Origin of the sequence: Solwaraspora sp. WMMD792, assembly GCF_029626105.1 — a bacterium.
Lineage (GTDB): Bacteria > Actinomycetota > Actinomycetes > Mycobacteriales > Micromonosporaceae > Micromonospora_E.
Genome location: NZ_JARUBH010000009.1, coordinates 4,920,278 through 4,944,500, shown reverse-complemented (window position 1 = coordinate 4,944,500; position 24,223 = coordinate 4,920,278). Strand labels below are relative to the sequence as shown.

General features: G+C 69.4%; 29 protein-coding genes. 14 read left to right on the top strand and 15 right to left on the bottom strand.

The genetic code is table 11. The features are described 5' to 3' along the window. Window positions 1-71 precede the first annotated feature (71 nt). Together O7629_RS23075 and O7629_RS23070 are read left to right on the top strand one after the other, a co-directional pair. Entirely contained in the window at window positions 72-380 is a 309-nt protein-coding gene (locus tag O7629_RS23075; RefSeq protein ID WP_123605844.1) for a DUF2516 family protein, read from the top strand. After that, the gene (locus O7629_RS23070) at window positions 377-1,270 is read left to right on the top strand and encodes an alpha/beta hydrolase (RefSeq protein ID WP_278171714.1); all 894 of its coding nucleotides are present in this window, start codon (window positions 377-379) and stop codon (window positions 1,268-1,270) included. Before O7629_RS23075 ends, O7629_RS23070 begins: the two co-directional genes overlap by 4 nt. Before the next feature lie 47 nt (window positions 1,271-1,317). On the opposite strand, the gene O7629_RS23065 is transcribed toward O7629_RS23070, so the two are convergent. Further along, entirely contained in the window at window positions 1,318-2,604 is a 1,287-nt protein-coding gene (locus tag O7629_RS23065) for an FAD-dependent oxidoreductase (protein WP_278171712.1), read from the bottom strand. A gap of 147 nt (window positions 2,605-2,751) precedes the next feature. Here O7629_RS23065 and O7629_RS23060 point away from each other — a divergent pair, with 147 nt between their 5' ends. Together O7629_RS23060 and O7629_RS23055 are read left to right on the top strand one after the other, a co-directional pair. Then, entirely contained in the window at window positions 2,752-3,489 is a 738-nt protein-coding gene (locus O7629_RS23060; protein ID WP_278171710.1) for an alanyl-tRNA editing protein, read from the top strand. A 1-nt stretch (window position 3,490) separates the two neighbouring features. Further along, window positions 3,491-4,267 (top strand): EI24 domain-containing protein, encoded by a 777-nt coding sequence (locus O7629_RS23055; RefSeq protein WP_278171708.1) that lies wholly within the window; start codon window positions 3,491-3,493, stop codon window positions 4,265-4,267. A gap of 48 nt (window positions 4,268-4,315) precedes the next feature. Here O7629_RS23055 and O7629_RS23050 read toward each other — a convergent pair whose 3' ends face one another. Together O7629_RS23050 and O7629_RS23045 are read right to left on the bottom strand one after the other, a co-directional pair. Continuing rightward, window positions 4,316-5,362, bottom strand: coding sequence for a hemolysin family protein (locus O7629_RS23050; protein WP_278171707.1), 1,047 nt, complete (start codon window positions 5,360-5,362; stop codon window positions 4,316-4,318). Further along, window positions 5,359-6,777, bottom strand: coding sequence for a hemolysin family protein (locus tag O7629_RS23045; RefSeq protein ID WP_278171705.1), 1,419 nt, complete (start codon window positions 6,775-6,777; stop codon window positions 5,359-5,361). The genes O7629_RS23050 and O7629_RS23045 overlap by 4 nt, the downstream gene beginning before the upstream one ends. Window positions 6,778-7,081: 304 nt before the next feature. On the opposite strand from O7629_RS23045, the gene O7629_RS23040 reads away from it, so the two are divergent. The 4 genes from O7629_RS23040 to O7629_RS23025 all read left to right on the top strand — a co-directional run bounded on the left by O7629_RS23040 (window position 7,082) and on the right by O7629_RS23025 (window position 10,957). Then, window positions 7,082-8,074, top strand: coding sequence for a sporulation protein (locus tag O7629_RS23040; RefSeq protein ID WP_278171703.1), 993 nt, complete (start codon window positions 7,082-7,084; stop codon window positions 8,072-8,074). A gap of 121 nt (window positions 8,075-8,195) precedes the next feature. Then, window positions 8,196-8,414, top strand: a complete 219-nt coding sequence (locus O7629_RS23035; protein WP_123605794.1) for a hypothetical protein — start codon at window positions 8,196-8,198, stop codon at window positions 8,412-8,414. A gap of 198 nt (window positions 8,415-8,612) precedes the next feature. Next, window positions 8,613-10,154, top strand: a complete 1,542-nt coding sequence (locus O7629_RS23030; RefSeq protein ID WP_278171702.1) for a family 43 glycosylhydrolase — start codon at window positions 8,613-8,615, stop codon at window positions 10,152-10,154. Window positions 10,155-10,393: 239 nt separating this feature from the next. After that, the gene (locus tag O7629_RS23025; RefSeq protein WP_278171700.1) at window positions 10,394-10,957 is read left to right on the top strand and encodes an exonuclease; all 564 of its coding nucleotides are present in this window, start codon (window positions 10,394-10,396) and stop codon (window positions 10,955-10,957) included. Window positions 10,958-10,977: 20 nt separating this feature from the next. Here the strand turns inward: O7629_RS23025 and O7629_RS23020 are convergent, their stop codons facing one another. From O7629_RS23020 to O7629_RS23005, 4 genes are all read right to left on the bottom strand, one after another. Next, complete coding sequence (locus tag O7629_RS23020) at window positions 10,978-11,406, bottom strand: PIN domain-containing protein (RefSeq protein ID WP_278171698.1); 429 nt, start codon at window positions 11,404-11,406, stop codon at window positions 10,978-10,980. Then, a complete protein-coding gene (locus tag O7629_RS23015) occupies window positions 11,403-11,612 on the bottom strand; it encodes a type II toxin-antitoxin system VapB family antitoxin (RefSeq protein WP_233606701.1) in 210 nt (69 codons plus the stop codon). Before O7629_RS23015 ends, O7629_RS23020 begins: the two co-directional genes overlap by 4 nt. Before the next feature lie 297 nt (window positions 11,613-11,909). Continuing rightward, complete coding sequence (locus O7629_RS23010; RefSeq protein WP_278168437.1) at window positions 11,910-12,692, bottom strand: transposase family protein; 783 nt, start codon at window positions 12,690-12,692, stop codon at window positions 11,910-11,912. A gap of 106 nt (window positions 12,693-12,798) precedes the next feature. Next, window positions 12,799-12,972 (bottom strand): hypothetical protein, encoded by a 174-nt coding sequence (locus O7629_RS23005; RefSeq protein ID WP_278171686.1) that lies wholly within the window; start codon window positions 12,970-12,972, stop codon window positions 12,799-12,801. Window positions 12,973-13,270: 298 nt separating this feature from the next. Between O7629_RS23005 and O7629_RS23000 the strand changes: the two genes are divergently transcribed. The 5 genes from O7629_RS23000 to O7629_RS22980 all read left to right on the top strand — a co-directional run bounded on the left by O7629_RS23000 (window position 13,271) and on the right by O7629_RS22980 (window position 16,404). Further along, entirely contained in the window at window positions 13,271-13,741 is a 471-nt protein-coding gene (locus tag O7629_RS23000) for a helix-turn-helix domain-containing protein (RefSeq protein ID WP_278171685.1), read from the top strand. Between the two features lie 12 nt (window positions 13,742-13,753). Further along, the gene (locus tag O7629_RS22995) at window positions 13,754-14,305 is read left to right on the top strand and encodes a PIN domain-containing protein (protein WP_278171683.1); all 552 of its coding nucleotides are present in this window, start codon (window positions 13,754-13,756) and stop codon (window positions 14,303-14,305) included. A gap of 299 nt (window positions 14,306-14,604) precedes the next feature. Further along, window positions 14,605-14,925 carry a hypothetical protein gene (locus tag O7629_RS22990; protein ID WP_278171681.1) on the top strand — a complete coding sequence of 107 codons (321 nt, stop codon included), beginning with the start codon at window positions 14,605-14,607 and terminating at the stop codon, window positions 14,923-14,925. 129 nt (window positions 14,926-15,054) lie between these two features. Next, entirely contained in the window at window positions 15,055-16,218 is a 1,164-nt protein-coding gene (locus O7629_RS22985; protein ID WP_278171680.1) for an ISAs1 family transposase, read from the top strand. Window positions 16,219-16,248: 30 nt separating this feature from the next. Beyond that, window positions 16,249-16,404: a hypothetical protein gene (locus O7629_RS22980; protein ID WP_278171679.1), complete on the top strand. Its 156-nt coding sequence runs from the start codon at window positions 16,249-16,251 to the stop codon at window positions 16,402-16,404. A gap of 2 nt (window positions 16,405-16,406) precedes the next feature. Here the strand turns inward: O7629_RS22980 and O7629_RS22975 are convergent, their stop codons facing one another. The 4 genes from O7629_RS22975 to O7629_RS22960 form a co-directional block, all read right to left on the bottom strand. After that, window positions 16,407-16,601, bottom strand: a complete 195-nt coding sequence (locus O7629_RS22975; RefSeq protein ID WP_278171677.1) for a DUF397 domain-containing protein — start codon at window positions 16,599-16,601, stop codon at window positions 16,407-16,409. Continuing rightward, a complete protein-coding gene (locus tag O7629_RS22970) occupies window positions 16,592-17,368 on the bottom strand; it encodes a helix-turn-helix transcriptional regulator (RefSeq protein WP_278171676.1) in 777 nt (258 codons plus the stop codon). The genes O7629_RS22975 and O7629_RS22970 overlap by 10 nt, the downstream gene beginning before the upstream one ends. A gap of 10 nt (window positions 17,369-17,378) precedes the next feature. After that, a complete protein-coding gene (locus tag O7629_RS22965; RefSeq protein WP_278169418.1) occupies window positions 17,379-18,161 on the bottom strand; it encodes a transposase family protein in 783 nt (260 codons plus the stop codon). Window positions 18,162-18,328: 167 nt separating this feature from the next. Next, complete coding sequence (locus tag O7629_RS22960; protein ID WP_278171675.1) at window positions 18,329-19,378, bottom strand: saccharopine dehydrogenase NADP-binding domain-containing protein; 1,050 nt, start codon at window positions 19,376-19,378, stop codon at window positions 18,329-18,331. A gap of 81 nt (window positions 19,379-19,459) precedes the next feature. On the opposite strand from O7629_RS22960, the gene O7629_RS22955 reads away from it, so the two are divergent. Then, window positions 19,460-20,038, top strand: a complete 579-nt coding sequence (locus O7629_RS22955) for a TetR/AcrR family transcriptional regulator (RefSeq protein ID WP_278171674.1) — start codon at window positions 19,460-19,462, stop codon at window positions 20,036-20,038. A 324-nt stretch (window positions 20,039-20,362) separates the two neighbouring features. Here O7629_RS22955 and O7629_RS22950 read toward each other — a convergent pair whose 3' ends face one another. The 4 genes from O7629_RS22950 to O7629_RS22935 form a co-directional block, all read right to left on the bottom strand. After that, on the bottom strand, window positions 20,363-20,689 hold the full coding sequence (locus O7629_RS22950; protein ID WP_278171673.1) for a hypothetical protein: 327 nt from the start codon (window positions 20,687-20,689) through the stop codon (window positions 20,363-20,365). Between the two features lie 288 nt (window positions 20,690-20,977). Then, window positions 20,978-21,988 (bottom strand): LacI family DNA-binding transcriptional regulator, encoded by a 1,011-nt coding sequence (locus O7629_RS22945; protein ID WP_278174646.1) that lies wholly within the window; start codon window positions 21,986-21,988, stop codon window positions 20,978-20,980. A gap of 59 nt (window positions 21,989-22,047) precedes the next feature. Then, the gene (locus tag O7629_RS22940) at window positions 22,048-23,430 is read right to left on the bottom strand and encodes a GH1 family beta-glucosidase (protein WP_278171672.1); all 1,383 of its coding nucleotides are present in this window, start codon (window positions 23,428-23,430) and stop codon (window positions 22,048-22,050) included. Continuing rightward, on the bottom strand, window positions 23,427-24,200 hold the full coding sequence (locus O7629_RS22935) for a carbohydrate ABC transporter permease (protein ID WP_123607253.1): 774 nt from the start codon (window positions 24,198-24,200) through the stop codon (window positions 23,427-23,429). The genes O7629_RS22940 and O7629_RS22935 overlap by 4 nt, the downstream gene beginning before the upstream one ends. Window positions 24,201-24,223: the final 23 nt, after the last annotated feature.

The window sequence follows — 24,223 nt, the reverse complement described above, 5'->3', positions numbered from 1 at the left end:
CGGGTCCGGGTGACCCGCGGGCCCCGGATGCAGGTGGCACGCATCCGGGGCCCGCGGCATAAGCTTTGGGCATGGACTCTGCCGCGCCGCTGTTCTATGCCGACGTCCGGTACATCCTCGACCTGGCGCTGTTCGTGTTCGCCCTCGTCGTGCAGGCTGTCGCGCTGGTGCACTGCGTCACCCAGAAGGGCGAGGCGTTCCCGGCGATCGGCACCCTGCCGAAAGGCGCGTGGCTGGCCATCCTCGGCGTCTGCCTGCTGCTCACCCTGCTGTTCCAGGTCAGCCTGTTCGGCCTGATCGGGATCGCCGCCGGGCTGATCTACCTGCTCGACGTGCGGGTCGGGCTGCGGGACATCGCCGACGGCCGAGGCTCCTGGTGAGAGATTTCCGTTGGCCACCGCCGCCGGACGGCGGGCCGCGGACCTACGGGCCCGGCCCGTCCGGTCCCCGTACCGGCCGACCCGCGCTGCCCGAGCCGGAGACCGAGGTGATCACCACGCCGCACGGCGTGGAGCTGGAACGGCTGGTCACCGGGTCCGGTGAGCCGACCACCGTCTTCGCGCACGGCATAGCGCACGGCATCGCCACCACCCGGCCGCTGGGCAGCGGAGTCGCCGGGCGCAAGGTGTTCTTCCAGTTCCGGGGGCATGGCCGCTCCGCCGCGCCGGCCGGCCCATGGGGCTACCCCGACCTGGCCCGGGACCTGCGGGCCGTGGCCGATCTGACCGGTGCCGGCCGGGCGGTCGGGATGAGCCTCGGTGCCGGGGCGTTGGCCCGGTTGCTGACCGACAGCCCGCAGCGGTTCGACCGGGCGGTGTTCTTCCTACCGTCAGCCTTCGACGCGGCCCGGCCGGCCTCGGCCCGCCAGCGGATCGCCGAGCTGGTCACCGCGGTCAACGACAGCGACGTCTCCGGGGTGGCCGAGCTGATCGCGGCGGAGACCCCGGTGCCGGTACGCAACACCCCGGCCGCGTGGGCGTACCTGCGTACCAGGATCGACCAGCTGCTGCGCGACGGACTCGCCGCCGAACTGGTCGACCTGGCCGACGCGGTGCCGGTGCCCGACCCGGCCGCGCTCGCCGCGGTCACCGCCCGGGTCCTGGTGATCGGCTGCGTCGGCGACGACCTGCACCCGGCCGAGACCGCCGAGCGGCTGGCCGCCGCCATCCCGGGCGCCGCCCTGCACGTCTACGACCGCCCCGGCGTGCTCTGGAATCAGCGCACCGATCTGCGGCAGCGGGTCTCCGGCTTTCTCAACGAGCCGATCTGATCAGCGGCACGCGCCGTGGCTCCGGTCGCTGATCAGGTCGACGACGGTCAACCGCAGCAGCCGCCGGAGGCAGCGGACGGCGTGGTGGACTGGTCGCTGGGCGCCACCGAGCAGACGCCGGTCTCCGGCAGATCCAGCTGCACGTCCCGGGCTGCGGTCCAGTCACCGGCCAACGCCGCCGTGACCGAGCGGACCTGCTCGTAGCCGGTGGCCAGCAGGAACGTCGGCGCCCGGCCGTAACTCTTCATGCCGACCACGTAATACCCCGGCTCTGGCTGGGTGAGCTCGTCCACCCCGTGTGGCGGGACGGTGCCGCAGGAATGCTCGTTCGGGTCGATCAGCGGGGCCAGCCTCCGGGTGCAGCCCAGCGCCGGGTCCAGGTCCAGCCGTAGCTCGTCGGCGATCCGGTGGTCGGGGCGGAAACCGGTGGCCGAGACGATTCGGTCGGCGGCCAGCGTCCGGCCGTCGGTCGCGACCAGCTCGGCCTGGCCGCTGGCGGTGACCCGTACGGTGTGTACGCCGAATCCGCTGACCAGCTCGACTCGGCCGGAGTCGACAAGCAACCGCAGTCCGGTGCCCAATTTGCCGCGGCCAGGCAGGGCGTCGGCGTCGCCGCCGCCGAGCGCCCGGTCGATGGTCGCGCCACGGGTGACCCAGCTGACCCGGGTGTCCGGCTCCTGAGCGGCCAGCTCGGCGAGGGCCAGCAGGGTGTTGGCGGCGGAGTGGCCGGCACCCACGACGACGGTGTGCCGGCCGCTGTGGTCGGCCCGGTGGGCACCGAGCACATCCGGCAGAGCGGTGCTGATCAGGTGGGCTGCCTGCGGTTCGCCGTGGGCGGGCAGCCCGTTGACGCCCAGGACGTTCGGCGTACCCCAGGTGCCGGAGGCGTCGATGACGGCACCGGCGCTGAGCTCCGTACCGTCGGCGAGCCGGACCACGAACGGTGCCTGCTCCCGGCCGTCGGTGCGGACCCGGTCGATTCCGGCGCGGCCCAGCGCGACGACCCGCGCGCCGTACCGGATCCGACCGGCCAGGTCGGGCAGCTTGGCCAGTGGTTCGAGGTAGTCGCCGACCAGCTCGGCGCCGGTCGGCAGGTGGCCGGGATCGGGGGCGGCCCAGCCGGCGGCGTCGAGCAGCCGGCGGGCGGCCGTGTCGATGTTGTGACGCCAGGGGGAGAAGAGCTGGACGTGCCCCCACTTGCTGACCGCCGCGCCGGCACTGCCGCCGGCCTCCAGCAGGACCCAGGGCAGACCGCGCTCGTGCAGGTGGGCGGCGGCGGCCAGGCCGACCGGTCCGGCCCCGATGACGACGGCCGGTAGCTCCTCGTTGATCATGAATCCCTCCGTGCTGGCGAGCGTTCGTAGTCTCGATGATCGTCGAATCAACAATACGATGCCCGCTGTTTCGACGATGGTCAAGTTTGACACTCATCAAATCAGCCAACTGGGTGATTCCGCCTGGTCGGCGGTAACCTGCCACCCGTGGGTGTCACCAGTCACGGCCGTACCGACCGACTCGACCTGCGCGACCCGACCCTGCGTGAGTGGCAGTGCACCGTACTGCACGCCGACGCCGAGCAGGGCATCGTGCTGGACCGCTCCGCCTTCTACCCGGGAGGCGGCGGCCAGCCGCCAGATCACGGCGTACTGCTCTGGCAGGGGGCGCAGACCCGGATCGTCGGCACTCGCAAGGGCGACGACCTCTACCTGATCCCCGCCGACGGCGACCCGCTGCCGCCGGTCGGCGCCCAGGTCACCGGCGCGGTCGAGGACACCCGCCGCAGCCTGCTGATGCGTACCCACTCCGGGCTGCACGTGCTCTGCGGCGTGGTGTTCCGCGACTTCGGTGCCCTGGTGACCGGCGGCAACATGGAGCCCGGTGAAGCCCGGATGGACTTCAACCTGCCCGAGGTGCCGCCCGGCTTCAAAGCTCAGCTGGAAGACCTGGTCAACGCCGAGGTCGTCGCCGACCGGGCGGTCGCCGTGCGGGTCCTCGACCGGGACGAGGCGCTGGCCATCCCGGACATCGTCCGCACCCAGGCCAATCTGATCCCCGCCGACGAGCAGGAGATCCGCATCGTCGACATCGTCGGCCTGGACGTGCAGGCCGACGGCGGCACCCACGTCGCCTCCACCGCCCAGATCGGCAAGGTCCAGGTGGTCAAGGTGGAGAGCAAAGGTCGGGCCAACCGCCGGGTACGGCTGCGCCTGGCCGGCTGAGATGATCCGCGCCTTCCTCGACGGTGTCCGGCTGTTCCTGCGGGGCTTCGGCACCTACGCCCGCAACCCGAAGATGGTGCTGCTCGGGCTGATCCCGGCGGTGATCGCCGGGGTGCTGTTCGTGGCCGCGTTCGTCGGCTGGATAGCCGTCGTGGTCGACGTCGCCGGCTGGCTCACCCCGTTCGCCGACGACTGGTCGGCGGGCACCCGGGACGCGGTCCGCGGTGCGGTCGCCGTCGCGTTGCTGGCCCTCGGCGGGCTGATCGGTGTACTCACCTTCACCGCCGTGACCCTGTTCATCGGGGATCCGTTTTACGAGAAAATTTCCGAATGGGTGGAGGAGCAGCACGGCGGGGTGCCGAACGGGGTCGACGTGCCGTGGTGGCGATCGCTGTGGCACAGCCTGCTCGACTCGGCCCGGCTGATCGCGTTCGGCATCGTCATCGGGATTCCGCTGTTCCTCTGCGGGTTCATCCCGATCGTCGGGCAGACCCTGGTGCCGGTGGTCGCTGCCCTGTTCGGCGGCTGGCGGCTCGCCCTTGAGCTGGTTGGGTCCGCGTTCTACCGCCGTGGGCTGCGGCTACCGGACCGCCGGGTGGCGCTGCGCACCAACCGGCCGAAGGCGCTCGGCTTCGGGGTGGCGGTCTTCTGCTGCTGCCTGATCCCGTTCGGCGCGGTGCTGGTCATGCCGGCGGCCGTGGCCGGCGCGACGCTGCTCGCCCGCCAGTCGCTCAACCAGCCCACCGACGGGCCGCCCCAGCTTGCTCCGCCCGCCTAGCGGCTGGCGGCCGGCGCGGTGTTTAGCGGCTGGCGGCCTGTGCGGTGTTTAGCGGCTGGCGGCCTGTGCGGCGTCGCGGACCTCACCGACCAGCTCCTCGATCACGTCCTCCAACGCGGCCAGGCCGGTCAACCGGCCGTCGGCGTCCACCACCCGGGCCAGGTGGGCGCCCCGTTGCTGCATGACCGTCAGGGTGTCCCGCATCGGTTGGGTGGCCCGGACCGTGACCAGCGGCCGGATCAGCCGGGAGTCGACCGCCCGGTCCCGGTCCTGCGCCGAGGCCCCGAGCACGTCCTTGACGTGTAGGTAGCCGGTCACCTGTGCGGCGCCGTCGACGACCGGGAAGCGGGAGTAGCCGGTGTCGGCGCAGCGCATCTCCAGCTCGACCGGCGTGCTGGTGGCGGACACCGTGACCAGCGAATCCAGCGGGATCGCCACCCGGGCGGTCGGCTGGTCGCTGAACGCCAGCGCACCGGTCAGCAGCCGGTGTTCGTGCTCGTCGATCAGGCCCTCACGGCGGGACTGGGCGATGAACCCGGAAACCTCCTCCCGGGTGAAGGTGGAGGTCACCTCGTCCTTCGGCTGCACCCGCAGCAGGCGCAGGACGATGTTGGCGAGCTGGTTGAGCAGCCAGATCAGTGGCCGCAGCACGGTGACCACGCCGTACAGCACCGGGCCCAGGACCATCGCGGACCGCTCCGGACCGGCGAGGGCGATGTTCTTCGGCACCATCTCGCCGATCACCATGTGCAGGAAGACCACGATCGCCAGGGCGATGGCGAACGCGATCGGGTGCACCAGCGCGTCCGGCACCCCGGCGGCGGCGAAGGCCGGCTCCATCAGGTGCGCCACGGCCGGCTCGCCGATGGCACCCAGGCCGAGCGAACAGACGGTGATGCCGAGCTGCGCGCCGGCCATCATCAGCGACACGGACTCCATGGCCCGCAGCGTGACGCGGGCCAGCCGAGACCCGGCGGCGGCCCGTGGCTCGATCTGTGTCCGGCGGGCCGAGATCAGTGCGAACTCGGCACCGACGAAGAACGCGTTGCCGGCGAGCAGCAGCACCCCGACGAGGATCGCCAACCAGTCACTCATGACGCGGTCTCCTCCGGGTGCCCGGCCGAGTGGCCGTTCCGGCGTCCGTCAGGAGACCCGGCGGCTGCGGTGGCGTCGGCGCGGCGCAGCAGCAGCCGGTCGGCGCGCCGGCCGTCGACCCGGGTCACGGTCAGTTCCACCGGTACGGACGTGGGTAGCCCGTCCGGGTCCGGGTGTTCGCGGTCGTCGGCGACGACCGTGACGGTGTCACCGACCCGGGGCAGCCGGCCGAGCTCCTCGATGATCACCCCACCGAGGGTGTCGGAGATCCGGCCCTCCGGCAGGTCGAGCCCGGTCAGCCGGGCCGCCTCGTCGGGCCGCAGCAGGCCGGAGAGCTGCCACGAACCGTCGGCGGCGCGCTGGTGTCGACCGGTCGGCCGGTCCTGTTCGTCGGCGATCTCCCCGACGATCTCCTCGACCAGGTCTTCCAGGGTGACGATGCCGGCGGTGCCGCCGTACTCGTCGACCACCACCGCCATCTGCAGTCCCCGGCTGCGCAGCGTACCGAGCAGCGGGTCCAGCTCGGCGGTCTCCGGGACCTCGGGCAGCTCGACCATCACCGACCGCACCGGCCGGGTGTCGCGTTCCCCGGTCGGTACGGCGAGGGCATGCTTGAAATGCACGGCGCCGAGCACCTCGTCGACTCCGGCGCCGGTGACCGGGAAGCGGGCGTGTCCGGTGGCGGCGGCCAGCCGCAGCACCTCGGCCACCGGTGCGTCGGCGGTGACGAACCGTACCCGGGGTCGGGGGGTCATCACGTCGGCGGCGGTCCGTTCGCCGAAGTCGATCGACCGGGAGACCAGCTCGGCGGTCTCCGCGTCCAGGGTGCCTTCCTCGCCGGACCGGCTGACCAGCGACGCCAGCTCCTGAGGCGTACGGGCGGACGCCAGCTCCTCGGTGGGCTCGATGCCGAACGCCCGCAGGATCCGGTTGGCCGTACCGTTGAGAAACCGGATCAACGGGCCGGTGGCGGCGGTGAAGCCGCGCTGCGCGCCAGCGACCGCCCGGCCGACCCGCAGCGGTTCGGCGATGGCCCAGTTCTTCGGCACCAGCTCGCCGAAGGTCATCTGAAAGCCGGTGGCCAGGATCAGCGCCAGCGTCAGCGAGAGCGCGGTGGTCGCGCCGTCCGGCAGGCCGGTGAGCCCGAGCGGGCCGCGTAGCAGAGTGGCCAGTGAGGGCTCGGCGAGGAAGCCGACGACCAGGCTGGTCACGGTTATGCCGAGCTGGGCGCCGGACAGCTGGGTGGACAGCGTCCGCAGGCCGCGCAGCAGGCCCGCCGAGCGGCGGTCACCGGCGGCGGCCTGCCGTTCCACGGTCGCCCGGTCGACCGTTACGAAGGCGAACTCGGCGGCGACGAACACGGCGTTGGCGGCGACCAGCAGCACCGCGACGCCTAGCAGCGCCCACTCCGTCACCGCCCGGTCACTCCTTCGACGGTGACGGGGCGGCCGGGACTAGGAGGGTCGCTGGTAGTGGGCATGATCTCAGCATAATCAGCCGAGGGCTGCGAAAACCTGCGAGTTGACTGAGAACAATAGCGAGATGTATTCGTGGAATTACTTTGCGTACTCGATATCTGCTGTTCAGCAACCTCTCAGGCTGTCCCGCTAACATCGTCGGCAACCCCGGTTCCAAAATAGACATATCTGATCATGTTGTGCGGCAACGATCGGTGCGCCCGGGGATCGCGCCAGCGTACCGCCAGGGAGAGATAGCCACGTGGTCTTCAAACGGATGCTCCGAGCCTTCGGAGTCGGTGGACCGACTGTCGACACCGTCCTGTCCAACGCCAGCACCCGCCCCGGCCTGACCCTGGCCGGCCAGGTCGACATCACCGGCGGCGACCACGAGGTGGAGATCGACCAGATCACCGTCGCGCTGGTCACCCGGGTCGAGATGGAGACCGACGACGAGGAGTACGACGGTACGGTCGAGTTCCATCGGGTGCCGGTCTGCGGCGAGCTGCGTCTTGCCGCCGGGCAGCAGTTGTCGCTGCCGTTCGAGATCGACGTGCCGTGGGAGACGCCGGTCACCGACATGTACGGTCAGCGGCTGCCCGGCATGACCATGGGCCTGCGTACCAAGATCTGGGTCCGCGGTGCCATCGACCCGGGCGACCTCGACGACGTGCACGTCTATCCGCTGCCGGTGCAGGAGCGGATCCTGGAGGCGTTCGCCGCGCTCGGGCTGCCGTTCACCGGTGCCGACCTGGAGCACGGCCAGTTGGCCGGCCTGCCCCAGACGATGCCGTTCTACCAGGAGATCGAGTACGCGTCGGCCCCGCAGTACCCGGGGGTCAGCCAGGTCGAGCTGACGTTCGTCGCCGACCCGCACGGGGTGACCGTGGTCCTGGAGTTCGACAAGAAGTCCGGGCTGTTCACCCCCGGTCATGACGCGTACGGCCACTACCGGGTCGAGCACGCGGCCGCCGAGAGCATCGACTGGATCGCCCTGGTGGACTCCTGGCTGCGGCAGTCGCTGGAACAGCGACATGCGCTGCTCGGCGGTCACGGTGGCTACGGCGGTGGTCACGGTCATGGCGGGCACCACGGTGGACACGAGGACGGTGGCTCCGGGATGGGCGGCGTACTGGCCGGTGCGGCCGGCGGCGCCCTCGCCGGTTTCGCCGCCGGCATGGTCGCCGAGGAGGTCTTCGACGTCATCGGCGACGGCGACGAGGAAGAGTCCGAGGAAGAAGAGGCCGAGGAGTAGCCGCTGCCCGCGCTTCGGGCACAGCACTCCAGGACGCAGCACCGCAGATAGCCGGAGTCGACGGGCCCGGCCCGCCGTGGGCCGGGTCATACCCCCATCGAGCACAAGGAGAACAGACAGGATGCCGGTCACCGCTGACCTGACTACGCTGGTCGACAAGGCCTACCAGGACAAGTCCCTGGCCGAGATCGTCGCCGCGCCGGTCGCCGCGCTGAAGGGCGTCAGCGAGAGCGACGCCAAGCTGCTCAAGGACGCCTTCGGCATCGTCACCGTCGGAGACCTCGGCCGGAACCCGTACTTCCGGACCGCGCAGGCGCTGGTGAATCTCGGCGGCGAGTAGCCGAAGCGGCCGGCCTCGGCCGCGTCTCCAGCGGCAGGCCTTGCTGGAGCCAGTCTGGACAGTGTCCCGGCGGGGCGGCGGGAAAATTCCCGCCGCCCCGCCGGATTGTTTCGTGAAGATGACGCATCCTCTTGACCTGGATTGTGTGAGCGCTAACACTGTTTGCATCGTAGATGATGACTGCGAAGGGTGTCGGTCATGAGGCGATCGCGATCCACGGTCAACTGGCTGGCGGCGACAACCGCCGCCCTGGTGACTGCGGCCACCACCGCCGTGGTCGCCGCCGCCCCGGCTGCTGTCGCGGCGGCAACTCCGGCGGCCTCGGCTGCTGTCGCGGCTGCCCCGGCCTCGGCTGCTCTCGCGGGCAGCTCGGCCGTAATCGCGGCGGCGGTCCCGCCTACCGTCCAGTTCACCAACCCGATCGTCGAACAGCGGGCCGACCCGCACGTCCACCGGCACACCGACGGCTACTACTACTTCGTCGCCACCGTCCCCGAGTACGACCGCATCGTCATGCGCCGGGCCACCACCCTGCAGGGCCTGGCCACCGCAGCCGAGCGGGTGATCTGGCGCAAGCACTCGACCGGCGAGATGGGCGCGCACATCTGGGCACCGGAGCTGCACTTCATCGACGGCAGGTGGTACATCCACTTCGCCGCCGGCCGAGCCGAGGATATCTGGGCCATCCGCCCGTACGTGTTGGAATCCTCCGCCGCCAACCCGCTCGACGGACCGTGGATCGAACGCGGCCAGATCCAGCCCCCGCGCCCCGGCTTCTCGCTGGACGCCACCACTTTCGTCCACAACGGAGTCCGCTACCTGGCCTGGGCCGAGTACGCCGGCAACAACTCCAACATCTACCTGGCCCGGATGGTCAACCCGTGGACCTACACCGGCACCCCGGTCATGATCAGCACCCCGACGTACGCCTGGGAGACCCGCGGCTACCGGGTCAACGAAGGCCCGGCGGTGATCATCCGCAACGGACGGGTCTTCATGACCTACTCGGCCAGCGCCACCGACGCCAACTACGCCGTCGGACTGCTCACCGCGTCGGCCGGCAGCAACCTGCTGAACGCGTCATCGTGGACCAAGAGCCCCAACCCGGTGCTGGCCAGCAACAGCCGGACCGGCCAGTGGGGGCCCGGCCACAACTCGTTCACCGTCGCCGAGGACGGCAGCGACGTCATCGTCTACCACTCCCGCAACTACGAGCGCTACCTCGGCAACGGCTACGACCCGTTGAACGACCCGAACCGCCGTACCCGGGTGCAGAAGATCTACTGGAACGCCGACGGCACACCGAACTTCGGCGTGCCGGTGCCGGACGGCGCCACCCCGATCCGGCTCAGCGCCCATGACCAGCCGGGCCGCTACCTGCGGCACTGGGAGTACCGGGTCCGTCTTGAGGCGAATGTCGCCAACCTGGCCGACTCGCAGTTCCGGGTCGTCCCCGGGCTGGCCAACTCGGCCGGCATCTCGCTGGAGTCGACCAACTTTCCCGGCTACTACCTGCGGCACCGCAACCACCAGATCTGGGTGGAGGCCAACGACGGGTCGAACCTGTTCCGGCAGGACGCCACGTTCATGGCCCGCGCCGGGCTGGCCGACGTGGGCAAACTGTCGCTGGAGTCGGTCAACTACCCCGGCCAGTACGTCCGCCACCGTGACGGACTGCTCTACCTGGAAGCCGTACCGGACGCCGCCGGCCGCGCCTCGGCCACCTTCGCCCTCAGCTGACCACCATCTCCGCCCGCGTCCACGTACCCCGCGCCCACCGTGCCCCTCGCGCCCACCGCGCCACCGCGCGCCGTGCCCACGCCTGCCAACCCGCCTCCTGCTTGTCGCCTCCACCGCGAGCTGAAGCTCAGATACCTCAAGACGCTGGCATTAGGTATCTGACATTCAACTCGCGGTGCCGGCGGCGGCGATGCACTGTCGCGGTCGGCGGCGGAGCAGGGCTGCCGTACGGTGCTGGCATGGCACAAGCGGAGATCTACGTCAGCACGGACGTCGAGGCGGACGGGCCGATCCCCGGCCCGCACTCGATGTTGAGCTTCGCCTCGGCGGCGTACACGGCCGGCAAGGAGCTAGTCGGCACGTTCAGCGCCAACCTGGTCACGCTGCCCGGCGCGACCGGTGCCCCGCAGACGATGGCGTGGTGGGAGACGCAGCCGGAGGCGTGGGCGGCGTGCCGGGCCGACCAGGAGGAGCCGGCGGTCGCGATGGCCCGCTACACCGAGTGGCTGGCCCAGCTGCCGGGGCGGCCGGTGTTCATCGGCTACCCGGCGGCGTACGACTTCATGTTCGTCTACTGGTACCTGATCCGCTTCACCGGATCGAGCCCGTTCTCCCACTCGGCACTGGACATCAAGACGTACGCCATGGCGCTGATGGGCACCGGCTACCGGACGACGTCGAAGCGGACCATGCCCCGCGAGTGGTTCGGCGAGCATGAGCATGAGCATGTCGCCCTGGACGACGCGATCGAGCAGGGCGCGCTGTTCTGCGCCATGCTCGCCGCCAACCCCGCGACCCGCTGACCCGGCGCGAGCCGGTGTAACTACCGAAGTGTCCCGGCGGGCGCGATCCACTCACTGCGCGGTCCGCCGGCCTCGGTGATCAGGTCGAAGTCACGGTCGTAGTGCAGGACTGTCGCGCCGTGCTCAGCCGCTGCTGCGGCGGCGATCAGATCGACCGGGCTGGCCGCCCGGTGGTACCCGCGTCTGGTCAGCGCTACCTGGATGTCCCGGGCCCGAGTGGCGACTGCCGAGTTGATCGGCAGATCAGTCATGATTTCGGCCCGGCGGGCGCGGATTGCCATCGCGTCCCGGAAGTTGCGAGCGCTGCGACCGTCTTCGAGGTCCAGCGGGAGACAGGTCGCTGCTGCCCCTTCCTGCAGGATCATGACGAGCCGCTTGTTCACTGCCGGTGCGGACATCCGGGCCCAGGCCGAGGTATCGATCAGGTACAGCCCTCGGGCGATGTTCACGCCGCGTCTCGGCCGCTGGTGGGCGTCTTGTCGTCATCGACGATGCCGTCCCAGTCCCGGTCGATGGACATGAGCTCCTGGATCGCAGCCAGTCGGGCCCCGCGTTCGGCGACCAGACGCAGCGCCTCGTGGATCGTCTCCTTCTTGGTGCTGGTCCCGAGTTCACGACGGGCGCGGTCCAGCAACTCCTCGTCCAGGTCGATCACCGTCTTCAACGTCTACCTCCTTGTGAATACTGGATGCTCCCGAGTATATACACCTCTACCGGCCTCGGTGCTGATCCCCACGACCATTCCCCGTTCGTCGTCGGCCGGCGCTGCCAGCATGCAGGTGCCGCGCCGGAAGTCGATGTTGATCGAGCCGGCGAACTCGGTCGAAGGCGGGACCGGGTCGTCTCCGCAGCCGCCAGCGCGGACACCGAGGACGCCGACAGGCTGCGAGTCGCCCCGCCGGATGCTCGGCGATCAGGCAGGTTTGCAACGCGGGTCAGCAATGAGCCCTTTTCATGCTGCGTAGCGGTCGGTCTCGACGTGGTGCAGAACGAGGATGGCCTGCACGATCGCGGTCGCTCGCCGTGGACAGCAGCGCAGCTTGGCCAGGATCTTCCAGGCCTTGAGGGTGGCGATTGCGCGTTCACCGCGGGCGCGGATCTTCGCGTGGGCGCGGTTGATGGCCTTCTGCCGGCGTGACAGCTTCGGGCGGAAGCGGCGTCGCTTGAACGGAGTGCGCACGCTGCCGCGGGCTCCTTGGTAGCCCTTATCGGCGAAGGTCATCACGTCCGCCCTGGTCAGCGCATCGATAATGCCGTAGGTCCTGGCTGCGGTCAGGTCATGAACCGAACCGGGCAGCGCCGGTGAAGCCCAGACGAGCCGGCCAGCGGCATCGGCGATGACCTGCACATTCACGCCGTGGTGCTTGTGTTTTCCAGAGTAGTAGGGTCGCTGGTCGGCGACCCGATCGATCGGAATCAGGGTGCCGTCCAGGATCGCGTACGCCAGTCGGCGGATCCGTACCATGGCGGTGGCCAGGTCATCGGCGGCCGTCGCGAGCAGGGCTATCGCTTCCTGGACGTAGCGCCAGGCGGTGGCGACGCCGATCTCGAAGCCGGCCGCGAGTCGGGTGTAGGTGTCGCCGTTGCGCAGATGGGCCAGGGCGAGCAGCGCCTGCCGGCCGGGTTCGAGGCGCCGCCACCGCGATCGGCGCTGCTTACGGTGGCTGCGGATGCGTTCGGCCAGGTGGTTCAGGGTGCGGCTGGACAACGAGATCGTGGCGGGGTAGGACAGCATGGCGAGGCTCCCGGTCGGGGCTTCGAGTCTTGGTCGACAGCTGTCCTACCTGGAGCCTCGCACCCATCGATCAGCGGGCCTACCGCATCCGCCCTGAGCTGCAAGATCAGCTTGGAAAAGGCTCAGTGAGTATCGGCGAGCGGGTGGCGGCCAGGCGGTCCTGCGGCTGTACCGGCGGGAAATCGTCACCCTCGAACGGGCGCTCGACCTCCTGCTCGGCACGTTCGCCGCCGACGACCTGCCCGAGCCCGGCGGAGGAAGCCGAGATCTGGGCCTTCACCTCGTGAATCCCGACCGCCAGACGTACGTCCTCGACACCGGTCCGTTGAGCTATTTCGCCCGCAGCCAGTGGCTCGGCGTGTTGAAGGCGCTCCTCGCAGACGTCACCGTGGTGATACCTGACGTCGTCGAGGCCGAGCTACGCGACGGGGCGGCCCGGCACAGCTACCTGCAGATGGTGCTCGCCGCCGACTGGGTCGACGTGGTCCGACTCGACAAATCACCCCAGATCACCGCCTTCACCTACTACACGAACCTCAACTTGTTGCGGATTTTTCGATTAGCGTTAGACTCGATGCATGGTCAACGCGCTTCGCGAGCGGACAGTCCTCCCGCCAGAGGACGGCTCCGATCTCGCCAGGTTCGCCCGTGGTATGGCCGACGCGACTCCGCCCATTCAGGCAAGACTCATCGGGCCGGACGGCACCTACCTAAACATCCCGGATGAGCTGTATGGGGTACTACGGGACGTGGTGACCGCCCTGTCACAGGGGATGGCAGTCTCGATCGCGCCACACAACACCATGCTCACCACGCAGGAAGCTGCCGACCTGCTCAACATCTCGCGCCCCACTCTCGTACGGCTGTTGACCGACGGCGAGATCTCCTACACCATGCGCGGACGACACCGCCGGGTCATGCTTCGCGACATCCTCGACTATCGCGAACGCACCCGCCGCGAACGCCGCCAAACTCTCGACCAGATGGCCACCGAAGCTGAGGAAGACGGTCTCTACGATCTGGCCGCGACGCCCAAGCGGACCAGGTGAGGCAGACCAGTCGTGGCCTTTCCCGCCCTACTCGACACCTGTGTGCTCTACCCGGTCTACCTCTGCGACACCCTTCTCCGACTCGCCGAGGCCGAGGCGTATCGCCCACTGTGGTCGACTGACATCCACACAGAACTGCACCGCAATCTGGTCGCGGCAGGCATCGACGTCGGCCGGGTTGACCGACGTATCGGTCACATGGTTCGCACGTTCCCGGACGCAATGGTTACCGGGTACGAGACACTCATTGATGGTATGTCGAATGATCCGAAGGACCGTCACATCCTCGCCGCCGCCGTGCGCGCCAACGCCGAGGTCATCGTCACCTTCAACCTTCGAGACTTCCCCGAATCTGCGTTGAAGCCGTACGACATCCTCGCGGTCCACCCCGACGACTTCCTTCTCGATCAACTCGATCTCTACCCCGGCCTGACTATCGAGATCCTCGAACAACAGGCCGCCTCGTATCGACGCGAGCCGACGACCGTCGCCGCACTCCTGCCACTGCTCGAACGCGCCGGCCTACCGCAGTTCACGGCGGAAATCCGCAGGCACCTCCGCTAATCAACGGCAAGCGCACCGGAGTCGACGGCTCGGGGGCAGCCCGATCAGGGCGAAGATGTTCCCTTGGCTGATGGTCGGCCGCTGGTGGTCCTCGATCCGTGATGAAGACCGGCCCGGTGCGGGCAGCGACCTTCGCCCATCCCGTGTCCTGGTTGAACTCGTGACTCGACATCACCCCTGCAGCGTCATCGCGGAAGCGAACGCGACCACAACGATCTACACCGTCGTGACCAGCAGAAATCGAACCGCCGAAGCCACATCGTACCCCTCACCGCTGGTTGCTGACGTACCCTGCCACGATGTCGAGCACCGCTCAAGGACGCGTCACCGTTGTACCAGCGCCTCAGCAGAGACGGATATCGATCACGCTCGCGGCTATCGCCGCGCTCGTCGCCGCCGGGCTCGGCAGCTATCAGATCGGGTTGGCGCGTGACCGGCATTCGGCCACTGCGGTGGTATTGACCGGCACCGTCGTCTGGTCGAACGAGCAGACACGACTGATCGCGTTCGATCCGGACGGCATCGTGCGCGAGCCCGACGATGGGGACAAGATCTACTCCGTACTCACCGACAATTGGCAGGACGCCGAGGGAACGGTGCCAGAGCCAAAGCAAAGTTAGTTGATCTTCGTTTTGCCTGGTGAGGAGGGTGTCCGCAGGTCTGGTCCGAGGGTGGTGAACGAGCGCGGCCTTCCCAAGTAGACGATGAAGGTTCCTACGCCAGTCGTCGTCTGCAAAGAAAGGCCGCTCGTGTCAGTCTCCCACGCCGCGTTCGACACCGTCACCGATGATCGCGGGGAGGTGGACACCCGGCAGGTCACCGCGCTGGCGACACTGTTCGGGCAGGTCACCGATCCACGGAAGGCGCGGGGCGTCCGGCACCGGCTCGCGGCGGTGTTGACCGTGCTGACGATGGCGTTGCTGTGCGGAGCCCGTAACTTCCGGCAGGCCGCCGACCGGGTGGCCGAGTTGCCGCAGCCGCTGCTGGCCGCCGCTGGCGCCCGCCGGCATCCGGTGCTCGGGGTCCGCGTCGCGCCGGGCCGCGACACGCTGCGCCGGGTGGTCGAAGCGGTCGACGCGGCCATGGTGGACCGCCTCGTCAGCGCCTGGCTGGCCACCCGACTCGCCCCACCGGCCGACCAGTGCGGGCTGGCGGTGGATGGTAAGACCGTCCGCCACTCGGGCGGACCGGACGGGGTCGACGTGCAGTTGTTCGCCGCGATGCGCCACGACACCGCGGTGGTCGTCGCCCAGGTACTGGTCCCGGCCGGCACCACCGAGGTCACCCAGATCCGGGCGTTGCTCGATCACGTCGAGGTCGCCGGCACGGTGATCACCGCCGACGCCGCGCACCCCAGCGGCGACACCGCCACCTACCTGCGGAACCGAGAGGCGGACTACGTGTTCACCGTGAAGGGCAACAGGCCCGCGCTGCTGGCCGCGATCACCGACCGGCTACCCGCCGCCACGGCCGCGACCAGCGACCACACCGACACCGAACGCCGCAGCGGCTGTCGGGCCACCCGCACCATCTGGACGGCACCCGCCACCGGCGTCGACTTCCCCACGGTGTTCCGGCTCCGCCGTGACGTGTACGCCCCGGACGGGCAACGGATCAGCAAACAGATCGTCCACGGCATCACCAGCCTGACCAGCGCGGGGGCCGAGATCGCCCGACACGTGCGCACCCACTGGTGGATCGAGAACAAGGTCCACTGGGTCCGTGACGTCCTGTTCGGCGAGGACACCCACCACGCCTGGCTCGGCGGCGTCGCCCACGCCATGGCCGCCCTGCGCAACCTCACCATCGCCCTCATCCGGCTCGCTGGACACTCCAGGATCAAGCAGGTGATGGAACGTCACCACGCCGACAAAATGCTCATCCCGGCCCTGCTCAACGCATCGCAACCATGACCAACTGACTTTGCTTTGGCTCTGGGAACGGTGCACTCGGACGAGAGCTATCCGACCTGCCTCGCCACCGAGGGCGGCGAGGCGGTCTCGATGGAACGGCACCGCGCCGAGCTGACCGTCATCGAGTGGGACACGGGCGGCGCTCAGCGGGTGCCGATCGCGGTCCGGGTGCGCTGCCTGAGTTGAGCTCAGGGGTGCGTGGGGAGGTGGGTGACGAAGGTGGACCAGGCGGCGGGGGCGAAGGTGAGCACCGGGCCGGCCTGGTCCTTGCTGTCACGTACCAGCACCGTGCCGGGCAGGTTGTCGGCGACCTCGACACACGCGCCGCCGGCACCGTTGGACCGGGTCGACTTGCGGAAACGCGGGGTGCCGGTCAGCTCCATGTCAGCGCCGCTTTCTCGATCATCTCGCGGGACTCCGCGATGGGCAGGGCGTGGCTGCGGACATCTTCCCACACCTGTTCGAGCCGACGCACCCGTTGCGGATCGTCGATGGGCTCGCCGCCGAAGTGGGTGTCCAGGTAGCCCACCCTCCGGTCGTGCACCGTGCCCAGCACGAACGGACCGTTGAGCCCGGCGTACGCGCCGGCGGTGGCCGGCACGACGTGCACCCGAACGTTGGGTCGGTCACAGGCGGCGGCGAGCGCGGTCAACTGCTCCACCATCACGTCCGGCGAGCCGACCTGTCGGTGCAGCACGGACCGGTCCAGCACCGCGACGAAGTGCGCCGGATTGTCTGCCCGGGTGATGATCTCCTGCCGGGCCAGTCGGTTGGCCAGCGATGTCTCGACGTCGTCAACCGGGCCGACGTCGGTGAGCAACTGTCGGGCGTACGCCTCGGTCTGCAACAGCCCCGGCACGACGGAGAGTTCGAAGTAGCGCAGGATGCTCGCCTGCGCCTCGTTCTCGGCCCACGAGCGCAGGAACGGCGCGATTGACTGCCCGCGCGCCTGGGCCGCCAGCCGCTGGATCCGGTCGCCGGTCTCAAAGACGCCGTCGAGTGCCTTGGCGATCGCCGGCACCGGGATGAGCCGCCCCGCCTCGTAGCTGCCGATCGACGACCCACTCACCCCGACCAGCGCGCCGAGCTGCTCCTGCGACAGCCCTCGCGCGGTCCGCTCCTTGCGGATGGCCTCCTGCAAGTCGATCATTGAGCCATTTTCATCCTGTGTAGGGGTTGGCTTCGACGTGGTGCAGGACGAGGATGGCCTGCACGATCGCGGTGGCGCGGTGTGGGCTGCAGCGCAGCTTGGTCAGGATCTTCCAGGTCTTGAGCGTGGCGATGGCCCGTTCGCCGTGTGCTCGGATCTTCGCGTGCGCCCGGTTGATCGTCTTCTGTCGGCGTGACAGCTTCGGTCGGAAGCGGTGGCGCTTGAACGGGGTGCGGACGGTGCCTCGGGCGCCCTGGTAGCCCTTGTCGGCGAAAGTCATCACCTGGGCGCTGGTCAGCGCGTGGGTGATGCCGTGGACGCGGGCGGCGGTGAGGTCGTGCGCCGAGCCCGGCAGTGTCCGGGAGGCCCAGACGAGCCGGCCGGCGGCGTCGGCGATGACCTGCACGTTCACGCCGTGGCGCTGGTGTTTGCCGGAGTAGTACGGCTTCTGGTCCGCCACTCGGTCGATCGGGATCAGGGTGCCGTCGAGGATCGTGTACGCCAGGTGTCGGATGCGGCGCATCGCCGTGGTCAGGTCCTCGGCGACCGCGGCGAGCAGGGCGATCGCTTCCTGCACGTACCGCCAGGCGGTGGCGACGCCGACGGCGAACCCGGCGGCGAGCCGGGTGTAGGTGTCGCCGTTGCGTAGGTGGGCCAGGGCGAGTAGTGCCTGGCGGCCGGGGTCGAGGCGCCGCCATCGGGATCGATGCTGGTTGCGGTGGGCTCGGATGAGGTCGGTGAGGTGGTTGAGGGTGCGGCTGGACAGCGGGATCGTGGAGGGGTAAGACAGCACGGGCGAGGCTCCCGGTCGGGGCATCGGATCTTGGTCGACTGCTGTCTTACCTGGAGCCTCGCCCTCATCGCTCTCCGGGCTTGCTGCGCCCGCCCTGACCTGCAAGATCAGCTTGGAAAAGGCTCACTGTTCGATCTTCGAACAATCGTGGTCGCCGAGGGGGCGGGTCAGGCGACGAACTCGGCGCCGGCGGCCAGTGCTACGTCGGGGCCGAAGAGCCTGGCCGGGGTGTACGCGCCGGGACGGCCCTCGCCCTTGGCCAGGCGGAGGGCCACCTCGGTGACGGCGTCGGCCGTGAACGTCATGCCCTCGCCGGTGCGCAGCCAGCCCTCGCGTACCCGGCCGGACGGCCATTCGACCCGGGCGCGGCCCCAGGACGACCGGCGTGGGCGCTCCCTGGCCGTGGTCGTGGTGACGCGGGCGAGCCGCCGGGTGGCGAAGCCGGCCAGGCCAGGCAGCCGCAGCAGGCCACCGACCGCCGACATCGCCGCCCTGGCGGCGGGGGTGGCGGGGGCGAGAGCCGAGGCGCCGATCACCGACGGGGCGCCGCTGGCCTGCCAGGCCGCGAAGAGTTCGCCGCTGCCCATGGCGGCGGTGGTGACCACGTCGCCGTCGGGGGTGGTCAACCGCTCGGCGGCACCGCCGGCCCGGGTGCGTACCAACCGGCCGTGTCGCACCTCGCGGCCGCCGTCGAGCACCGCGTGCACGATGGTGGCGGCCAGGGCTTCGCCGAGGGCGCCCGGTTCGACCTCGACCGACGCGAGCGCGTCGACGCGTACCCGGGAAGGTTTTTCCTCGCCCGCCAGCAGGTGCAGCAGGATGCTCTCGGTCGCGAGCACGCCGAATCCTGCCCCGTAGACCAGCGTGCGACCGGCCGCCGCAGCATCTGCGTGCATGGTGTGCAGCGACTCGAACGCGCTCAGTTCGTTGCCGACGTCGACGTAGTGGGTGCCGGCCGGGCAGGCCCGCGCGACCTGCGGCGCGGTGACCGCGAACGGGCCCACCGTGTTGATCACGACGGCCGGCGACTCGGTGGCGAGCCGAGCGCAGATCTCGTCGAGTGAGCCGGCCACCGCCCGGGTGTCCGGAATCATCCGGATCAGCCGCTCCCGATCGCGGCCAACCACCACCACCTCGGTGCCCGCCTGCCGCAGACGCTGCACCGCCTCTCGGCCGACCCGGCCGGTCGCGCCGAGCACCCAGATCTCACCCGCCATGTTCGCCTCCATCAGTCATGGCACGTCGTGTCATCACTATTGCACGGCACGACACGTCATGTCATCACTAGGATGTGCAGCATGGGTCGATGGCAGCCGGGAGCGCGGGAACGGCTCGAGCAGGCCGCGCTCGACCTCTTCCTCGAGCAGGGCTTCACCGAGACCACCGTGCCGCAGATCACGGCACGGGCCGGGCTCACCACCCGTACGTTCTTCCGGCATTTCGCCGACAAGCGGGAGGTGCTGTTCGGTGGCGAGGAATCGATGCCCGAGCAGGTGGCCCGCCTGATGGTCGGGGCCCAGCGGTCACTCGGCCCGATGGACCTGATCGCCACGGGCCTGGGGCCTGCAGCGGCCGCGATCTTCGAGGGGCGCAGCCTCGACTATCTGCTCCGCCGACGGGCCGTGATCGATGCCGAGCCCGCCCTGCGCGAGCGCGAGCTGCGCAAGTTCTCGCTGCTGTCGGAGGCTCTGGAGCAGGGCTTCCGCGATCGCGGCATCGACGACCTGACCGCCCGGCTGGCCGCCGAGATCGCTGTGACCACGTTCCGGATAGCGGTGACCCGCTGGCTCGACCAGCACGGCGACCCCGACCTCCCCGCCGTCATCGACCAGACGCTGGCAGCGATGAGGCACCTGGTCGGTACGCCGTCGGCGTGAGGCCGGAACCTCGGATGCTGCACGCCGTAGCGGTCGCCGAGGGGCGAGCTGGTCGACATGCGCGCGAAGTGTCACGCATTCGGGGTCGGGGATGCCGGTTGAGGTTTGATGCCACAGGTGCATCAAGATGCACGTGTGGCATCAGGTTGTCGGAGGCGCCTTGAGGTAACCGGAAGTTGCCGACCCGCCCGACACGCCGACCCGAAGCGCCAAGCAGGAAGCCCGGGGCGCGAAGCACGGCGCGAGGTCCGGGGCCGGGAAGGGTGCGCCGGCCCACTTTTCAGGTGAGCCGGCGCAATTGTTCCGGTCTTCAAGTATTGCTGGTCAGTAGCAGAGCAGGGTGACGTTCGCGGTGTAGTAGTAGTCGCTGATCTGGGTCACGTACGAGTTGACGACGAAACAGTCGATGAACGGGTTGTAGCCGTCGATCTGTGCCCAGATTTCGGCCTGGTACCTGGCGTTGTAGATGGCGCTGCTCGCGCTGCTTCCGCTGCCATAGCCGTAGTAGTAGCCGACCGCAGCCGAGCTGGCGGACGTGGTGCTGGCCTGGGCGTTCGACGACGAATCGGCGGCGACCGCGGCGGTCCCGGTGGCAACCATCGCGCCCACGACCATCGCCGCGGTGGCGGCGACTCTTGCGAGAGTACGCACGGATGTCCCCTTCCTGTTGCGGATTTGATGTCACCGTAACAGCGCCATTCGTGATCGGCAATGTCTTGTCGTTATACGGCTCGTGCCGACAAGGGCGTGCCGACCTGCGACAACTACGAAAAGTCGAAATTGAATTGCGGCTGACCAGTGGTTTCGGCGACTGCATTTATTTGCATGATCTCGCAAACCGCGCGTACCCAGTCAGTCAGGGTCAGTCAGGGTCAGGCAGGGTGAGTCAGGGTCAGAGCGGGACCGGGTGCGTACCGGGTGCGGACCTGGAGTTGGACCTCAGGCGGAGTCGCGCCGGACGAGTTCGGTGGGCAGCACCACCGCCGGCTCGACGGGCTCGCCGTCGGCCAGCCGTAGCAGCAGCCGGGCCAGCGTCCGGCCGATCTCCTGGATCGGCTGGCGGACGGTGGTCAGCGCCGGATCCATGTAGCCAGCCATCTCGATGTCGTCGAAGCCGATGATCGCGACGTCGTCGGGCACCCGGCGGCCGGCTTCCCGCAGCGTACGGATGGCACCGTGGGCCATCAGGTCGGAGGCGACGAAGACCGCGTCCAACGCCGGGTCGTCCTCGAGCAGCTGACGCATCGCGACCGCGCCCGACTCGCGGGTGAAGTCGCCGGCGGCGACCAGCGACCGCCCACCGGTCTCCCGGATCACCGTACGGTAGCCGGCCAGCCGGTCCACCCCGGCGATCATGTCCTGTGGGCCGGCGATTGTCGCCACCCGCTGCCGGCCGGACTCGAGCAGGTAGCGGACCGCCCGCTCGGCACCGGCCTCGTTCTCCACGTCAACGTACGGCACTCCGGCGCTGACCTGGCCCATTGGTCGGCCGCTGCACACCACCGGCAGGCCGCTGCGGGCCAGCGTGCCGGGCATCGGGTCGACGCCGTGGATCGAGGCGAACATGACTCCGTCGACGTGTCGGCCCAGGGCGTACCGCTCGACCCGGTCGTGGCTGCCGACCGAGCCGGACATCATCAGCACCAGCTGCTTGTCGGCCGCCTCCAGCTCCTGGCTGACGCCGTGGATGATGCCGGGGAAGACCTGGTCGTCGGAGAAGACCCGGGTGGCGGTCTCCGGCAGGATCAGCCCCATCGAGTCGGTGCGCTGGGTGACCAGGCTGCGGGCGGCCAGGTTGGGGACGTACCCCAGCTCCTGGACCGCCCGCCGGACCGCGTCCTGAATCGGTTCGGCAACGGTGGTGGAGCCGTTCACCACGCGCGACACGGTGGCCCGGGACACGCCGGCCCGGCGGGCGACTGCCTCCAGCGTCGGACGTTCCCTGGCCATGCTCACGCCTGCGCTCCCCGTCTGTAAAAGCTCCCGCCACCTCGGAAAACGCCAGCGGCTCAGCCGATGCCGTTGCGGCGGATCACCTCTTGGTACCACCGTGCGCTGGCCTTCGGCACCCGCCGCTGGGTCAGGTAGTCCACGTACACGATGCCGAATCGCTTGGCGTAGCCGTACGACCACTCAAAGTTGTCCAGTAGCGACCACACCAGGTAACCGCGCAGGTCGACCCCGGCGGCGATCGCGGCGTGCGCGGCCCGCAGATGCCCGTCCAGGTAGGCGACCCGGTCGCTGTCGTCGACCCGTTCGCCGTCGGGGTCCAGCTGGTCGGGGAAGGCGGCGCCGTTTTCGGTGATGATCATCGGTACGCCCGGGTAGTCCCGCCCCAGCTTGCTCAGCAGCGCGGTCAGCCCGGACGGCTGAATCTGCCAGCCCATGTCGGTCAGCGGCGGTGCCGGGGCGATGAACTCGATGCCCTCGGTGCCGGGGAACGCCCCGCCGCCACCGGGTGCGCCCTCCTTCGCCGCCAGGTAGGTGGGGGAGTAGTAGTTGATACCGAGCAGGTCGATCGGCTCGCCGATGATCTTTTCGTCGCCGTCGCGGATGTGGTCCAGACTGGTGAACCGGCTGACGTGGTCGAGGATGCGCTGCGGGTAGCCGCCGCGCAGGATCGGATCGAGGAAGATCCGGTTCTGCAGGTCCTCGACCAGCTCGACCGCCTTGGCGTCGGCTTCGCTGGCCGGGTCGGCGGGGAACGCCGAGGTCGGGTTGACCGTGATCCCGACGGTGGACGCGCCGGCGGCGCGCAGCGCCTGGTTGGCCAGCCCGTGGCCGAGCAGCAGGTGGTGCACGGTCTGGAAGGTGGCGGCCGGGTCGGTGCGGCCCGGTGCGTGCAACCCGGAGCCGTAACCGAGGTACGCCGCGCACCACGGCTCGTTGAGCGTGGTCCAGGTCTGGACCCGGTCGCCGAGCCGGGCGTACACGGCCCGCGCGTACTCGGCGAAGGCCTCGGCCGTCTCCCGGTTGGTCCAGCCGCCCCGGTCCTCCAGGGTCTGCGGCAGGTCCCAGTGGTAGAGCGTGATGATCGGCTCGATGCCGTGCCCGCGCAGCTCGTCGACGAGCCGGTCGTAGAAGTCCAGCCCGTACGGGTTGACCGGGCCGGTGCCGTCCGGCTGTACGCGCGGCCAGGCGATCGAGAACCGGTAGGTGTGCAGCCCCAGTTCGGCCATCAGCGCCACGTCGTCGCGGTAGCGGTGGTAGTGGTCGCAGGCGACGTCCCCGGTGTGCCCGGCGTGCACCTTGCCCGGCGTACGGCTGAACGTGTCCCAGATCGACGGGCCGCGACCGGCTTCCCGGGCGGCGCCTTCGATCTGGTACGACGCGGTCGCCGCGCCCCAGATGAACGAGTCGGGGAATCGTACGGGCTCGTTGGAGTTCGTCACGCCTTGACAGCACCTTCCATGATGCCGCCGATGATCTGACGGCCGAAAATGATGAACACGATCAGTAGTGGCAGCGTAGCGAGCGCCGTACCGGTGAAGACCTGCGACATGTCGTTGTAGTAGCCGTTCGACAGCGCCCGCAGCGACAGCTGCACGGTCGGGTTCTCCGGGTCGTTGAGCACCGCGTACGGCCAGAGGAAGTCGTTCCACATGGTCATGAAGGTGAGCAGGCCGAGCACGGCGGCGGCGGGGCGCAGCGCCGGCAGCACCACGTTCCAGTAGATCCGTAGCGTGGAGCAGCCGTCGACCCGGGCCGCCTCGATCAGTTCGGTGCTGACCGCCTGGCTGGCGTACTGGCGCATCAGGAACACCCCGAAGCCGGTGACCAGCGCCGGCACGATGACCGCGGCGAGCCGGTCGTTCCAGTCCAGCTGGCTCATCAGCATGTACAGCGGGATGACGCCGAGCTGGGTCGGCACCATCATCGTCGCGATGATCACCAGCAGCAGGGCGTTGGAGCCCTTGAACCGCAGTTTGGCGAAGGCGAACCCGGCCAGCGACGAGAACAGCACCACCGAGAAGGTGACGGTGCCGGCGACGATCGCCGAGTTGATCATGCCGGTGAGGAAGTACGCGTCGGGGTTGTTGAACAGCCGCTCGATGTTGCCCGGCAGGTTGCCGCCCGGGGTGAGCGGCGGCGGGATCTGCCCCATCGCGTCACTGGACCGGGTGGCGACCACGAACATCCAGTAGATCGGGAAGATCGACATCAGCCCGGCGACGATCAGCGTGG